This window comes from Noviherbaspirillum sp. (assembly GCF_036563305.1).
Classification (GTDB): Bacteria; Pseudomonadota; Gammaproteobacteria; order Burkholderiales; family Burkholderiaceae_D; genus Noviherbaspirillum.
Genome location: NZ_DATCMQ010000011.1, coordinates 123975 through 137557 on the forward strand (window position 1 = coordinate 123975; position 13583 = coordinate 137557).

At 65.2% G+C, this 13583-nt stretch carries 13 protein-coding genes and 1 tRNA gene; 3 read left to right on the plus strand and 11 right to left on the minus strand.

Annotated features, from left to right (window positions below; all coding sequences use genetic code 11):
* Positions 1–6: 6 nt before the first annotated feature.
* The gene (locus tag VIM12_RS08610; RefSeq protein WP_331941207.1) at positions 7–270 is read left to right on the plus strand and encodes a YfhL family 4Fe-4S dicluster ferredoxin; all 264 of its coding nucleotides are present in this window, start codon (positions 7–9) and stop codon (positions 268–270) included.
* Here VIM12_RS08610 and VIM12_RS08615 read toward each other — a convergent pair.
* The 11 genes from VIM12_RS08615 to VIM12_RS08665 form a co-directional block, all read right to left on the minus strand.
* A complete protein-coding gene (locus VIM12_RS08615) occupies positions 267–1358 on the minus strand; it encodes a GGDEF domain-containing protein (protein WP_331941208.1) in 1092 nt (363 codons plus the stop codon). The two genes, VIM12_RS08610 and VIM12_RS08615, sit on opposite strands and share 4 nt — an antisense overlap.
* 52 nt (positions 1359–1410) lie before the next feature.
* Positions 1411–2262 carry an MOSC domain-containing protein gene (locus tag VIM12_RS08620; RefSeq protein WP_331941209.1) on the minus strand — a complete coding sequence of 284 codons (852 nt, stop codon included), beginning with the start codon at positions 2260–2262 and terminating at the stop codon, positions 1411–1413.
* 10 nt (positions 2263–2272) lie between these two features.
* Positions 2273–3364, minus strand: coding sequence for a redox-regulated ATPase YchF (gene ychF, locus VIM12_RS08625; RefSeq protein ID WP_331941210.1), 1092 nt, complete (start codon positions 3362–3364; stop codon positions 2273–2275).
* Between the two features lie 173 nt (positions 3365–3537).
* Positions 3538–4644: a patatin-like phospholipase family protein gene (locus VIM12_RS08630; RefSeq protein WP_331941211.1), complete on the minus strand. Its 1107-nt coding sequence runs from the start codon at positions 4642–4644 to the stop codon at positions 3538–3540.
* On the minus strand, positions 4641–5216 hold the full coding sequence (pth, locus tag VIM12_RS08635) for an aminoacyl-tRNA hydrolase (RefSeq protein ID WP_331941212.1): 576 nt from the start codon (positions 5214–5216) through the stop codon (positions 4641–4643). Before pth ends, VIM12_RS08630 begins: the two co-directional genes overlap by 4 nt.
* 142 nt (positions 5217–5358) lie before the next feature.
* Positions 5359–5973 carry a 50S ribosomal protein L25/general stress protein Ctc gene (locus VIM12_RS08640; protein WP_331941213.1) on the minus strand — a complete coding sequence of 205 codons (615 nt, stop codon included), beginning with the start codon at positions 5971–5973 and terminating at the stop codon, positions 5359–5361.
* Between the two features lie 108 nt (positions 5974–6081).
* The gene (locus tag VIM12_RS08645; RefSeq protein WP_331941214.1) at positions 6082–7032 is read right to left on the minus strand and encodes a ribose-phosphate pyrophosphokinase; all 951 of its coding nucleotides are present in this window, start codon (positions 7030–7032) and stop codon (positions 6082–6084) included.
* A 98-nt stretch (positions 7033–7130) separates the two neighbouring features.
* A tRNA-Gln gene (locus tag VIM12_RS08650) sits at positions 7131–7207 on the minus strand.
* Between the two features lie 55 nt (positions 7208–7262).
* Positions 7263–8144, minus strand: coding sequence for a 4-(cytidine 5'-diphospho)-2-C-methyl-D-erythritol kinase (gene ispE, locus VIM12_RS08655; protein ID WP_331941215.1), 882 nt, complete (start codon positions 8142–8144; stop codon positions 7263–7265).
* Positions 8129–8734, minus strand: coding sequence for a lipoprotein insertase outer membrane protein LolB (gene lolB, locus VIM12_RS08660; RefSeq protein WP_331941216.1), 606 nt, complete (start codon positions 8732–8734; stop codon positions 8129–8131). The genes ispE and lolB overlap by 16 nt, the downstream gene beginning before the upstream one ends.
* The gene (locus tag VIM12_RS08665) at positions 8731–10539 is read right to left on the minus strand and encodes a tetratricopeptide repeat protein (RefSeq protein ID WP_331941217.1); all 1809 of its coding nucleotides are present in this window, start codon (positions 10537–10539) and stop codon (positions 8731–8733) included. Before VIM12_RS08665 ends, lolB begins: the two co-directional genes overlap by 4 nt.
* A gap of 232 nt (positions 10540–10771) precedes the next feature.
* Between VIM12_RS08665 and mutM the strand changes: the two genes are divergently transcribed.
* Both mutM and VIM12_RS08675 read left to right on the plus strand, forming a co-directional pair.
* Positions 10772–11593 (plus strand): bifunctional DNA-formamidopyrimidine glycosylase/DNA-(apurinic or apyrimidinic site) lyase, encoded by an 822-nt coding sequence (mutM, locus tag VIM12_RS08670; RefSeq protein WP_331941355.1) that lies wholly within the window; start codon positions 10772–10774, stop codon positions 11591–11593.
* A 48-nt stretch (positions 11594–11641) separates the two neighbouring features.
* The gene (locus VIM12_RS08675; RefSeq protein WP_331941356.1) at positions 11642–13579 is read left to right on the plus strand and encodes a dynamin family protein; all 1938 of its coding nucleotides are present in this window, start codon (positions 11642–11644) and stop codon (positions 13577–13579) included.
* Positions 13580–13583 lie beyond the last annotated feature (4 nt).

The window sequence follows — 13583 nt, forward strand, 5'->3', positions numbered from 1 at the left end:
AACATCATGGCCTTGATGATCACCGACGAGTGCATCAACTGCGACGTCTGCGAGCCCGAATGCCCCAACGACGCGATCTACATGGGGCCCGAGATCTACGAGATCGATCCCAACAAGTGCACCGAATGCGTCGGCCATTTCGACGAGCCGCAATGCCAGCAGGTGTGCCCCGTCGAATGCATCCCGTTCAATCCCGCCTGGCGCGAGAGCAGGGATGAACTGCAGGCCAAGTACGAGCGGCTGCAGGCGTTCCTGAAGCCCGCTGCCTAGGCGGCGGCCACCACCCGGTTGCGCCCGTCCGACTTGGCGCGGTAGAGCGCGCGGTCGGCGCGCGCCAGGAAGGCTTGCGACAGCACGTCGAGGGGACTCTTGTCGCTGCTTCCGAGCGACGCCACCCCGATGGAGACCGTCACCGCCTGCGTGTGTCCGCCCGCCAGCTGCAGGGGTTGTTCGGACACGCTTTGCCGGATGCGCTCCGCGACGCTCATCGCATCGTCCAGCTCCGCCTCGATCAGCAGTACGACGAACTCCTCCCCGCCGAAGCGGCCCAGCGCATCGCTCAGCCGCAGCTCGGCCTTGATGCGGCCCGCGACTTCCCGCAGCACTTCGTCGCCGGCCTGGTGGCCGAGGCTGTCGTTGATCTTCTTGAAGTGGTCAATGTCGATGTACATGCACGACAGCGCATAGCCCTGGCGACGGCTGCGGCCCAGCTCCTCCAGCAGCCGCCGCTCCACGTAGCGGCGGTTGTTCACCCCCGTCAGCGGGTCGGTCAGGCCGATATGCTTGAGTCGTTCATTGTTGATCACGTTCTCGAGGCAGATGGCGATGATGGAGGCGCGGTGCTCGATGAAGTCGGTGCCCATGCCGGGCAGGAAACGGCCCTTGTCGCGGCTGCCGAGGTTGAGGCAGCCGATCATCTGGCCGCGCCGCAGCAGCGGCATGATCGCCACGCTCGCCGGCGGCCGCAGCGGCTCGGGAAACATCGCGCCATGCATCTGCTCGGTGTAGTCCGCGAGCACCGGGCGCGACAGGCGGCCGGCCAGTTCGCCGAACTCGGATTCGTCCTGCACGAAGATCAGCTGCGGCCATGCGGAGAGGCTGATGTCGAGGCCGGCGAGCATGCGCCGGATCTCGTACTCCGGATCCAGCAGCGAGAGCGTGACCGGGTCGAGGCCGGAAGCGCGCGCAAAGGACTGGAACAGGGTTTCCAGCAGATCCCGGAAACCGGAGGCGGCGATGAACTGGAGGTCGAATGCCTGGTGGCGGCGCAGGATCTGCTGGTTATGCTCGGCCTGTTCCAGCAGCTGCGAAAGCTGTGCCTGCAAGCGCCGGTTTTCCGCCACCAGTTCACGTGACATCCGCACTCTCCAAGTGAAATTCAGGCCGCGGGCGGCGGCCCGATGGCCGTCGTCAGAAGGCGATGCGGACGTCGACTTCCTGGCCGATCCGCAGTACCTGCCCTTCACCTTCGAGCAGGATCGTGTTCATGCCGAAGGCAACGCCGCCGCCGACCCGCGCATTGGTCCGGTACGTCTGCATGACATCCAGCGGATCGGCCCCGGCCTCGCCGGACGCCTGGTCGATCGAGGGAATGCCGCAGCGCGCGCAGGGCTTCACCGGCTTGAGCAGCGCGTCACCGATCCGGATGTGCTCCGCATGATCCTCCTCGAAGGCGCCGGCGCCGCTGATCACGATGTTCGGCCGGAAGCGGTTCATCGGCAGCTTCTGGCGCCCCTGGGCCTGCAGCTTGCCGTTCAGGTCGTCCAGCGACTCCTGCGAAATCACGAGCATCGGGAAACCGTCCGAGAACAGCGTCGGCGCCTCTGTATCTCCTGTCCATTCCGCGCTGGCGGTGCGCTTCGCGTCGGCATGGAAGCGCACCAGCCGGCAGGGCGTGCCGAGGAAGTTGCTGAACCAGGTCGCGGTGGTCTCGTCGCAATCGTAGGCCCGGATCGTCTCGCCCCAGACGCGCACCTCCAGCGTGCGTTCATCTTCCGGCGCCGGCAGTCCCAGCGGCACTTCCAGGCGCAGCATGCCCGGCGCACGCAGCTCCAGCGTGTCGGCCTTGATGCGCGGGACGATCAGCGCCATGCGCGGATACTCGCGCTGCGTCATGAAGTTGCCGCTGAGGTCGACCACCATCCATTCACGGTCGTAGATCTGCTCGACCATCAGGCCGGCGGGCGTCACGACGGCTTCGCGCAGGGCGATGCCGGCGCATGACTTGACGGGATAGAGGTTGAGTTCGGTGAGGATAGGCATCGCAGCGGCGTCAGACGTTGAACAGGAAGTTGAGCACGTCTCCATCCTTGACGATGTACTCCTTGCCTTCTGCGCGCATCTTGCCGGCTTCCTTCGCACCCTGTTCGCCCTTGTAGGCGATGAAGTCATCGAAGGCGATGGTCTGCGCGCGGATGAAGCCGCGCTCGAAGTCGGTGTGGATCACGCCGGCGGCCTGCGGCGCGGTGGCGCCGACCGGTACGGTCCATGCCCGCACTTCCTTCACGCCGGCGGTGAAGTAGGTCTGCAGGCCGAGCAGCTTGAAGCCGGCGCGGATCAAGCGGTTGAGGCCCGGCTCCTCCATGCCCATGTCGGCCAGGAACGCGCCCTTGTCCTCTTCTTCCAGGTCGGCGATTTCGGCCTCGATGGCGGCGCAGATCGCCACGATCGGTGCATTCTGCTCGCCGGCGTAGGCGGTCAGTTGGTCGAGCAGCGGATTGCCGCTGAAGCCGTTTTCCGCCACGTTGGCGACATACATCGCCGGCTTCGCGGTGATCAGGCACAGCGGCTTGATGATCGCCATTTCCTCGGCGTCGAGTCCCAGCGCGCGCACAGGCCGTGCCTCGTTCAACTCGGGGACGATGCGCTCCAGCAGTGCCACCAGCTTCTGCGCGTCCTTGTCGCCCGACTTGGCCTTCTTGCCTTCGCGCTGAATCGCCTTCTCGACCGTGCCGAGGTCGGCCAGCGCAAGTTCGGTCTGGATCACGGCGATGTCGTCGAGCGGACTCACCTTGCCCGCGACGTGCACCACGTTCGGGTCTTCGAAGCAGCGCACCACGTTGACGATCGCATCGGTCTCGCGAATATGCGCGAGGAACTGGTTGCCGAGTCCTTCGCCTTTCGACGCGCCGGCGACCAGGCCGGCGATGTCGACGAACTCCACGACGGCCGGCACGATGCGCTCGGGTTTCACGATGGCGGCGAGCGCGGCGAGGCGCTGGTCGGGCACCTCGACGATGCCCACATTGGGTTCAATGGTGCAGAACGGATAGTTCTCGGCGGCGATGCCGGCCTTGGTCAGCGCATTGAACAGGGTGGATTTGCCGACGTTAGGCAAGCCGACGATGCCGCATTTGAGACTCATGGAACGCTTTCTGATCAGTGTTGAAGGACTGCGCGCATTACTGCGCGTTAGGTGGAGCAGCCCTGGAGATGACGGAACGCAAATTGCCGCCAGCTCGCAAAGCGCCAATTGTAACCCTGCTGCATCGGCTTATCCAAAGCCGGGGGCGGGCGAGGGTGGGGGCGGATGCCGTTTCAGAGCGGCTGCACCAGGCCCGGGTCCGGCTTCTCGGCAAAGGAGGCGAGCGCGTCGCGCAGCCGTTCGCCTTCGCCGATGGCAAGTTGCCAGTTCAGGATGCGGGCGTCATGGTTGAGGCCGTAGTAATGGAAGTCGTTCCGGTCCGGCAGCTTGCCGCGCGACAGGGTCTGCAGGAAGGCCCGTGACGGCGACACCAGGACGACGTTGTCGAGCCAGCCTCGGTTGACGCCGACGCCTGCACGTCGCCAGGGCAGCGACTTGTCCAGCCAGCCCGGAATGATGCGGTTGCCGAAGTGCGGATACAGCACGAGGCCGCCTTCCGGATTGCCGGCCACGCGCGAGTACGGCAGCGCCAGGTGGTAATCGATCAGGCCGCCGTCCCAGTAGGTGCCTTCCGGCGCGCCGGGGATGCCGGCAACCGGTTCCATCGTGAACGGCAGGGTGCCGGAGGCGAGCAGGGCCCGTCGCAGGTTGCCTTGGTCCAGGCTGGCGAACTGCGTGTCGAAGCTGTCGAACTTCGCTTTCAGCCAGAACAACGGATCCCGTGCATCCCCGATCACGACCCGGGCCAGATGATCGGCCAGGCGCGCGCGCGAGGCGAGGTTGCCGAGCACCGCAAGGCCGAAGCCTGAGCTGAGCGCGAGATTGCGGCGCGGCGCGCGGAGCAGGCCCCGGCCGCGCGATACCAGCACCTGCAGTCGGTAGTGCGGATGGCTGACGATCTCCGCTTCATGCCCGTCGAGCAGGCCGCCGAGCACGTTCTGGCAGGTTTCGGTGACATAGGCAGCGGATGGCCGGTGTGGGTAGCGCTGGCTGCAGTACAGCGTGCCGAGCCGTTCGAACGCGGCGACGGGATCGGCGGTGCAGGCCGCCGCCATCCGCCATGCGCCGATGGAGGCGCCGATCAGCGTGCGCTCGCGCGGCGCGGAAGGCAGCCAGCTGCCGAACAGCCACTGGTCCAGCTTCTGCAGGATCAGGCCCTTCGGCCCCCCGGCTGCACCGGGCACGACGGCGACGTCGGCGGCGCGCAGTCCATGCGCGTGCAGGTGCGCCAGTGCTTTCGGCCCGGCATGGATCGCTATCGGACTGGGCTTCTTCATCATTTTGCGCTGTGCAGCTGCATCATCGCCGCTTCGAACTTCCCCTCGCAGAGCAGCGGCACCACGTCGATGCTGCGGCTGATCGCGTCGTCGATCAGCGGCTGTTCTTCCTTGCGCGGGCGGTGCAATACAAAGTCGACGACCGGTTGCTGCAGGTTCAGGCTGCGCGGATGGCCGATGCCGATCCGCAGGCGCCAGTAGTCCTGCGTCCCAAGCGCGGCGGTGATGTCCTTCAGGCCGTTATGGCCCCCCGAGGATCCGCCCTTCTTGATCTTGGCGCTTCCCGGATGCAGGTCGAGTTCGTCGTGCACCACCAGCACGTCTTCAGGTGCGATCTTGTAGAAGCGGGCAATCGCGCCGACCGACTGGCCAGAGCGGTTCATATAGGTTTGCGGCTCCAGCAGCCAGACTTCCTGCCCCGCGATGCGGGTCTTGCAGGCGAGGGCGTTGTAGCGGCTTTCGCGCACGAGTGCGCCGCGCGCCAGCTGGTCGACCAGCCAGAAACCGGCGTTGTGGCGCGTTTGTTCATACTCGGCCCCGGGGTTGCCGAGGCCGGCGATCAGGCGGATGGGCATGCTTGCGAAGCCCTGCGCCGGCGGCGCGGGGCGGTGACTGACGAAAGCGCTGATTATCCCGGAAGTGCGGCCTCTGCGTCCAACCGGCGCCCATAATAAAAAACCCCGCCAGCGGGGCGGGGCTTTTTTCCGGCGCTGCCGATTACTTCTTGTCGCCGCCTTCTTCCGAAGCAGCAGCATCGTCTGCCGAGACCTGGCCAGCCGGAACGCTTGCATTGGCGATGGTCGGGTTTTCCTGGCCATGCAGCACAGCGGTCACGCCCTTGGGCAGCTTGATGTCCGACAGGTGGATCGATGCGCCTGCTTCGACGTTGGACAGGTCGACTTCGACGAATTCCGGCAGGTCGCCCGGCAGGCAGGAGATGTCCAGTTCGTTCATCACGTGGCTGATGACTGCGCCGCCCAGCTTGACGGCCGGCGAGATTTCCGCGTTCACGAAGTGCAGCGGCACCTTCACGTGGATCTTCTGGTTCTGGTCGACGCGCTGGAAGTCGACGTGCAGCACGAGCTGCTTGAACGCGTGCATCTGGAAGTCACGCAGCAGGACCTTCTCGACCTTGCCTTCGACTTCCATGTCGAGGATGGACGAGTGGAACGCCTCCTTTTTCAGGGCGTGGAACAGTGCGTTGTGGTCCAGCGCGACCGTGACCGGCGCGGCGCTGCCGCCATAGATGATGCCCGGGGTCTGGCCGGCATTGCGCAGGCGGCGGCTCGCTCCGGTCCCCTGCTCCTTGCGCGGAAATGCGACTACTTTCATGTCAAAACTCCATTGATGGCAAGGCCAGGCCTTGCGTTGAGGCTCCCCGCGACCAGGGAGCCGGAAAACCTTCGTCCGCACGAGGCGGGCGAAGGGAAATGCGAAATCTTAATCGGCGAACAACAGGCTGACCGAGTCGCCCTTGGTAATGCGCTTGATGGTTTCCGCCAGCAGGTCCGCGCAGGTAAGCTGACGAATTTTCGGGCAGGCCAGGGCTGCGGGCGACAGCGGGATGGTGTCGGTCACCACCAGCTCGTCCAGCGGCGAGGTCGCAATGCGCTCGATCGCCGGGCCGGACAGCACCGGGTGCGTACAGTAGGCGATCACCTTCTTCGCGCCGCGGTCCTTCAGCACCTCTGCCGCCTTGGTCAGCGTGCCCGCGGTGTCCACCATGTCGTCCATGATCACGCAGTTGCGGCCTTCGACTTCGCCGATGATGTGCATGACTTCCGAAACATTGGCCTTGGGACGCCGCTTGTCGATGATCGCCAGGTCGCAGTTCAGGCGCTTGGCCAGCGCACGTGCGCGCACCACACCGCCGACGTCGGGCGATACGACCAGCAGGTCGTCGTAGTTCTTGGTGATCAGGTCGCTCAGCAGCACCGGCGACGCGTAGATGTTGTCGACCGGGATATCGAAGAAACCCTGAATCTGGTCCGCGTGCAGGTCCATGATCAGCACGCGGCCGACGCCGACCTGCTGCAGCATGTTGGCGACGACCTTGGCGGAGATCGCCACGCGCGCCGAACGGGGGCGGCGATCCTGGCGGGCATAGCCGAAGTAGGGAATGGCGGCGGTGATCCGGCCGGCGGAAGCGCGCTTGAGCGCATCGACCATCAGCAGGATTTCCATCAGGTTGTCGTTGGTGGGTGCGCAGGTCGACTGCAGCACGAAGACGTCCTTGCCGCGGACGTTCTCGTTGATCTCGACCATCACTTCGCCGTCGGAAAACTTCGAGACGACTGCCTTGCCCAGTGGAATACCCAGTTGCTTGGCTACCCCGGCTGCCAGCTCCGGGTTAGCGTTGCCGGTAAAGACCATCAGGTTTTCAAGCGCCATGGGACACCCTGGATACTATGTGGAGTTGGAGTTGAAAAGCCGCCAAGGCTTGACTGTCGTCCTGCGTTGGCGGCTTTTGGTTCTTGCTTTGTATTTAATGGCAGGGGAACAAGGATTCGAACCTTGGTATGCCGGAATCAAAATCCGGTGCCTTAACCAACTTGGCGATTCCCCTACACAAACGGTTGCCTGTCATTCTGCATGAACAGCCTGCCAGGCGAATTCTTTGGCTACGATTCCAGCAGGTGCGAGAGCGGGTGGCGCTCGATCGACTTTGCTTTCCAGACTTTCCAGCCAGGCTTACCGGTAGTCCCTGCCGCCTGCAGTACGGCATCGGCTTCGTGCTTACGCGCGAAAGCGCAAAACACACATGCGCCGGAACCGGTCATCCTTGCTTCGCCAAACTGCCGGAGCCATTCGAGGGCTTCGGAGACCGGCGGGAAAAGCCTTTCGGCTACTGCTTGGAGATCGTTTTTCCTGAAGCGAAAGGCCGCGTCAGGAAAGTCCGTTATTCTGACGGCTTTCGAATCCCTTGTCAATTCCGGATTGGAAAATATCGCCGCCGTCGGGACGGCCACGCCGGGCTCGAGCACCACGTACCAGCAGTCCGGCGTCGCCACTTCGGTCAACGCTTCGCCGACCCCTTCGGCAAATGCATTGCGCCCGAAAATGAAGAACGGCACGTCGGCGCCGAGACGCAGCCCGAGCGCCATCAGTGCACGGCGATCCAGTCCTGCCTGCCACAGATGGTTCAGCACCACCAGGGTCGTCGCGGCATCGGAGGAGCCACCGCCCAGTCCGCCCCCCATCGGCAGCCGCTTGTCGATGCCAATATCGACGCCGGCATGCCGGGCGCGCTCCCGATCCGGCATCGCCTCTTTCAGCAGTCTGGCTGCCCGGACCACCAGGTCATCGTCTTCCGGCACGCCTTCGATCGGGGTCGTCCTGCGGATGATGCCGTCGTCCCGGCACGCAAAGTCCAGGCTGTCGCCGGCGTCCAGCAACTGGAACACGGTCTGCAGCAGGTGGTAGCCGTCCGGCCGGCGGCCGGTGACATGGAGGAACAGGTTCAGCTTGGCGGGAGCCGGGCAATTCTTCAGGACGCTTGCCATGTGTCGATCACGATGCGGATGGAAACTTCGCCTGCCTGCTGGGTATTGCGGGCGAGGTCGATGCGGCGCGGCCGGCCGTCGTCCGACCAGGCGGCATAGTGGATGCGCCAGCCGTCGCGGGTGAGCAGCGTGTCCCGCGCGGGGGAGGCGACGGCCCGGCGGCCCTCGGGATCGGTGGCGAAACCCTGCAGCCAGTCGCGCATGCCGGCGACCGGCAGCGGCCAGCCGAGCGCCTCGGCGGTCAGCGTGTCGACGTCGGCCGCCACCCGCAACGGCTGTCCCGCCTGGGTCATGGTGGCGCCGGCCGGACCGGCTTCGATCAGCGCGACAGTCTGGCCGAGCGGGGACAGCAGGGTGACCGTCGTGCGTTCCGCTGTCTGCGCCCAGGAGAAGCTGCCATGGATCGCTTCTTCCTTCTGCGGCCCCTGGTACCGGACCGACAGGCGCCCGCCCAGCGACAGCTGCTGCCGGAAGGCGCGCTCCGCCGTCGCGGCAGGGCCATCCGGGGCGGCGGTCGGGCTGACGGTGGCGCAGGCGGACAAAACCAGGGTGGACGCGATCGCCACCCGGATACCGACGGGCAGGGTCATAGCCGGACGTTGAGCCGTGCGAGCGTGCTCTTCAGCGTGTCGTTCTGCGGGTCCTTGTTTTGCGCATCGCGCCAAAGCTTCTGCGCATCGTCGCGCTGGCCGCGTACCCACAGGACCTCACCCAGGTGCGTCGCGATCTCGACGTCCGGACGCAAGGCGTAGGCGCGGCGCAGCAGGTCTTCCGCTTCCTTCAGGCGGCCGAGCCGGAACTGGATCCAGCCCATGCTATCGATGATGAAGGGATCGTCCGGCGCCAGCTTCAGTGCCTTCTCGATCAGCGCATGGGCTTCGTCGAGGCGAATGTTGCGCTCCGCAAGCGAGTAGCCGAGCGCGTTGTACGCATGCTGGTTGTCGGGGGCGAGCGACATGATCTTGCGCAGCGCGCTTTCCATCTCATCCCACAGCCCGCGTTTCTCCGCCAGCATCGCGAAGTCGTAGAGCAGGTCGGTATTGGACGGGAAGCGCTTCATCCCCTGGCGCAGCACGTCCAGCGCCGCAGGCAGCTGGCCGTTGTCGCGCAGGAGCTGGCCCTCCGCAATGATCAGCTGGGCCTGCTCGCGCTCGCCGCTCGCGGGCACTTCCTGCAGCAGCTTGCGCGCCGCGTCGAGTTCGCCGCGCTTGGCCATCACCTGGGCGCGCTTGACTTGCGCGCTCAGGAAGGCTTCACCGGGCTCGATCTGGCCGAGCCACTTCAGCACCGCCTCGCTGTCCTTGCGCTCCTCGGCGATCTGCGCCAGCAGCAGCAGTGCCTGCGACGGATCGCGTTCCTCGTCCGGCCTGGATTCCAGCACGGACAGATACCGGGTCAGGTAAGCCTCCGCCGCCTTGAGGTCATTGGTTTGCGCAGCCAGCACGCCGAGGGCGTACAGCGAGGTCAGGTCGTCGGGTTCGTCCTTCAGCAGCGTTTCGAATTCGCGGCGCGCCTCGGGATATTCCTTTTGTTCGACCAGCAGGCGCGCATGCGCGAGGCGTACATCGCGCGATTTCGGATAGCGGTTGAGGAAGTCGCGCAGGATGCCGGTAGCGGCAGCCTTGTCAGGTGTGACCTGGGCCAGCGCCAGCACCGCCAGCTCCGAATCCGGCTTGCTGCGCAAGGCGGCCTGCGCCTCCCTGCGCGCACGTTCGGCGTCGCCGTTGGCAAAGGCGGCCTGCGCCAGCGCGAGCCGGGCTTCAGGCAGGTCGCGGTAGGGCGCGAGCACCTCCTCCAGCAATGCAAAGGCAGCGGTCTTGTCCTTGGCCCGGGCCAGCAGGCGCTGCATCTGGAAAGCCAGCAGGCCACGTGTCTGCGGTCGGGCTTCCTTCAGCCTTTGCTCAAGGATCGGCTTCGCTTCCGCCAGGTTTTCGGTGAGGATGGCGAAACTCAGGTAGTACTGCGCCGCCTCGTCGGACTCGGGCGCGATGCTGCGCCACAGTCGCACCGCCGCGAGCGCCTCGTCGACCTGCTTGGCGCCCAGCGCAATCTCCGCAGCACGCCGCGCGAGACGCGGGTCGCGGGTCTGCTGCGCCGCCCCGAGGACGGTCACGTAGGCCGATTGCCATTCGCCGCGCTGCAATGCGATTTCCGAACTCAGCAGCTTGAAAAGCAGCTCCTCGCTCAGGTCCATTGCAGGCAGCGCTTCCTCCACCTTTTCTTCGCCTGCGGCGCGGGACGTCTGCGCGACCGGCAGCCGCCGCGGAGAGGTGCGCCCCTGCGCCTGCGCGACGTCGGATGCCGCGATCGGCGGAATGTCCGCCTTCTGTGGCGCGCGCGTTGCGCACGCCGCGAGAGCGATCGGCAGAGTTACAATGAGAAGCGTGTTTTTCAAGGGGATTTCCCGAAGAATAAGGCCTGGGCCATTTTACGCCCAATGTCATGCGGCTGCGCTCGGCGGTGACCGGGTCCCGCCCGCGCGATCCCTGGATCGTCGTTCGCTGTCCGGAAGCATGCCGGCATTCCGCGGTGCCCGACCCGGAAGCCCGGCCTCGCGTGACGCCAGGGCTACTGATAGCACGCTCGCACGGCATCAAATTTGTCATTCTGCAAAAAGTACGCCTTCCATGCCCGAACTGCCCGAAGTAGAAGTTACCCGCCGCGGCGTCGCGCCGCATCTGGATGGCCGCCAGGTCACGTCCGTCGTCCTGCGGCATACCGGCCTGCGCTGGCCCTTTCCATCGGACCTGCCCGCGCTGCTGCGCGGCAGGCGAATTCTTTCGACGGGGCGGCGCGGGAAATACCTGCTGATCGGCTTCGAGCACGGCACCCTGATTGTCCATCTGGGGATGTCGGGTCACCTGCGCATCCTTCCGGCCGACACGCCGGCGCAGAAGCACGACCACTTCGACCTCGTCATCGGTCCGCAGGTGATGCGCCTGACCGATCCCCGCCGCTTCGGGGCGGTGCTGTGGCACGACCGCGAGGACGGCGACCTGGAAGAGCACATTCTGCTGCGCAGCCTTGGCGTCGAGCCTCTGCTCGACGGCTTCAACGGGCAGCTTCTCTACCGGCTGACACGCCACCGGAGCGCGCCGATCAAACAGGTGTTGCTTGCCGGAGACATCGTCGTTGGCGTCGGGAACATCTACGCATCCGAAAGCCTGTTCAGGGCAGGCATCAATCCGAAGACGGCCGCACATCGCATCGGTCCTGCGCGGTACGGCAAGCTGGCGGAGGCAATCCGGGAAACGCTGACCGCCGCCATCGCGAAAGGCGGCAGCACGCTGCGCGATTTCATGGCGGCCGATGGGCAGCCGGGCTACTTCCAGCAGAGCTATTTTGTCTACGACAGGGCGGGCGAGGACTGCCGCACATGCGGCAGCCTGGTGCGACAGTTGAAGCAAGGACAACGCTCGACCTTCTATTGCCCAAATTGTCAAAAGTAGCTCCGGAATGCTAGATTGCTGCATATCACTATCAAGACCGGGGTTACCGTGAGCAATCTGGTGCAGAAGTTCCAGGAATACAGCGGATGGCGCAACGCGGTGCTGTCCGCACTGGCGCGCTACCGCGCCTGCGTCGAATCAGCCGAGCTGAGCGATGCGGCCGGGGAGCAGCGCCTGGCGCGCCTGGCGGCCCGGCTGACCGATGACAAGCTGTCGATCGCCTTCGTCGCCGAGTTCTCGCGCGGGAAATCCGAGCTGATCAATGCAATCTTCTTTGCCGATTACGGCCAGCGCATCCTGCCGTCCTCGGCCGGCCGCACGACCATGTGCCCGACCGAGCTGCTCTACGACGAGACCTTCCCGCCTTCGATCCGGCTGCTGCCGATCGAGACGCGGGCGCAGGCAGCGTCGACCAGCGACTTCAAGGACCAGAGCCATGTCTGGACGGTTCTCCCGCTCGACATCCATTCCGGCGACGGCATGCTCGAGGCGTTCAAGCAGGTCAGCCTGACCAAGCGCGTGTCGGTCGAGGAAGCCAGGCTGTACGGCCTGTACCACGAGGACGATGCGGATTCGGCCATGGCCGTCGGCGAGGACGGGCTGGTCGAGGTATCGCAATGGCGGCACGCCATCGTCAACTTCCCGCATCCGCTGCTCAAGCAGGGCCTGGTGATCATTGACACCCCGGGCCTCAATGCGATCGGCACGGAGCCGGAGCTGACGCTCAACCTGATCCCCAACGCGCATGCGGTGCTGTATGTGCTGGCGGCGGATACCGGCGTCACGAAGAGCGATATCGATGTCTGGCGCGACCACATTGGCGCAGGACCGGCGCGCATGGTCGTGCTCAACAAGATCGACAGCATGTGGGACGAGCTGCGCACGGCATCCGAAGTGGAAGAGCAGATCGACCGCCAGGTGGGAAGCGTCGCGCAGACGCTCAGCTTGCAGAAGGGACAGGTCTTCCCGATCTCCGCGCAGAAGGGGCTGGTCGGCAAGGTCAATCGCGACGCCGCGCTGCTGGCGAAGAGCCGCCTCCCGCAGCTCGAATCCGCGCTGTCCGAGGAACTGATCCCGCGCAAGCAGGAAATCGTTCGCGAGCAGCTGGTGACCGAGATCGACGAGCTGGCCGGCGCAAGCCAGTCGCTGCTTGCGGCACGCAGTCGCAGCGTGGTCGAGCAGCTGGTCGAGCTCAGGAGCCTGCGCGGCAAGAACCAGAACATCATCGAGCACATGATGAAGCGGGTCGACCTCGAGAAGAAGGAGTTCGACGGCAGCCTGTTGAAGCTGCAGGGCACGCGCGCGGTCTTCACGCGCCTGTCGACCGAGGTATTCACCAACCTCGGCATGGATATCCTGAAGCAGGACATCGCCGAGACCCGCAAGGCGATGGAGGAGAGCCGCTTCACAGCCGGCATCCGGGCGGCGGTGAAGGAGTTCTTCACCCGCGTGCGGTACAACCTCGGCCAGTCCGCCAGGAAGACCGAGGAAATCACGGCGATGATGAGCGTGATGTACCGGAAGTTCTCGACCGAGCACGGGCTCGCGCTGTCGTCCCCGATGCCGTTCTCCCTCGACAAGTACCAGAAGGAGATCGCGCTGATCGAGGCCGTCTATCACAAGCAGTTCGGTGCAGCCGCGGTACTCACCATGCCGCAGGTGGCGCTGATGTCGAAATTCTTCGATTCGATCGCCTCCCGCGTCAAGCAAAGCTTCCTGCAGGCCAACCGCGATGTCGAGGCCTGGCTGAAGGTGGTGATGGCGCCGCTGGAAGCCCAGATATGGGAACACAAGCAGCAGCTGAAGAAGCGCCGGCAATCGATAGAGCGCATCCACGTCGCCACCGACAGCCTGGAAGAGAAGGTGGCCGCGCTGGAGGCGATCCAGAACGAACTTGACGAGCAAAAGGCGAGGCTGGACGCACTGGAAACCGAATTGCGCAACGCGGTCCGCGCCGAACTCTCGGCACTGAAAGCGGCGGCCTAGCGAA

Excerpts from the sequence above, each read along its gene's own strand:
- VIM12_RS08610 (WP_331941207.1), top strand. The coding sequence starts at position 7 with ATGGCCTTGATGATCACCGACGAGTGCATCAACTGCGACGTCTGCGAG.
- VIM12_RS08615 (WP_331941208.1), bottom strand. The coding sequence starts at position 1,358 with ATGTCACGTGAACTGGTGGCGGAAAACCGGCGCTTGCAGGCACAGCTT.
- VIM12_RS08620 (WP_331941209.1), bottom strand. The coding sequence starts at position 2,262 with ATGCCTATCCTCACCGAACTCAACCTCTATCCCGTCAAGTCATGCGCC.
- ychF (WP_331941210.1), bottom strand. The coding sequence starts at position 3,364 with ATGAGTCTCAAATGCGGCATCGTCGGCTTGCCTAACGTCGGCAAATCC.
- VIM12_RS08630 (WP_331941211.1), bottom strand. The coding sequence starts at position 4,644 with ATGATGAAGAAGCCCAGTCCGATAGCGATCCATGCCGGGCCGAAAGCA.
- pth (WP_331941212.1), bottom strand. The coding sequence starts at position 5,216 with ATGCCCATCCGCCTGATCGCCGGCCTCGGCAACCCCGGGGCCGAGTAT.
- VIM12_RS08640 (WP_331941213.1), bottom strand. The coding sequence starts at position 5,973 with ATGAAAGTAGTCGCATTTCCGCGCAAGGAGCAGGGGACCGGAGCGAGC.
- VIM12_RS08645 (WP_331941214.1), bottom strand. The coding sequence starts at position 7,032 with ATGGCGCTTGAAAACCTGATGGTCTTTACCGGCAACGCTAACCCGGAG.
- ispE (WP_331941215.1), bottom strand. The coding sequence starts at position 8,144 with ATGGCAAGCGTCCTGAAGAATTGCCCGGCTCCCGCCAAGCTGAACCTG.
- lolB (WP_331941216.1), bottom strand. The coding sequence starts at position 8,734 with ATGACCCTGCCCGTCGGTATCCGGGTGGCGATCGCGTCCACCCTGGTT.
- mutM (WP_331941355.1), top strand. The coding sequence starts at position 10,772 with ATGCCCGAACTGCCCGAAGTAGAAGTTACCCGCCGCGGCGTCGCGCCG.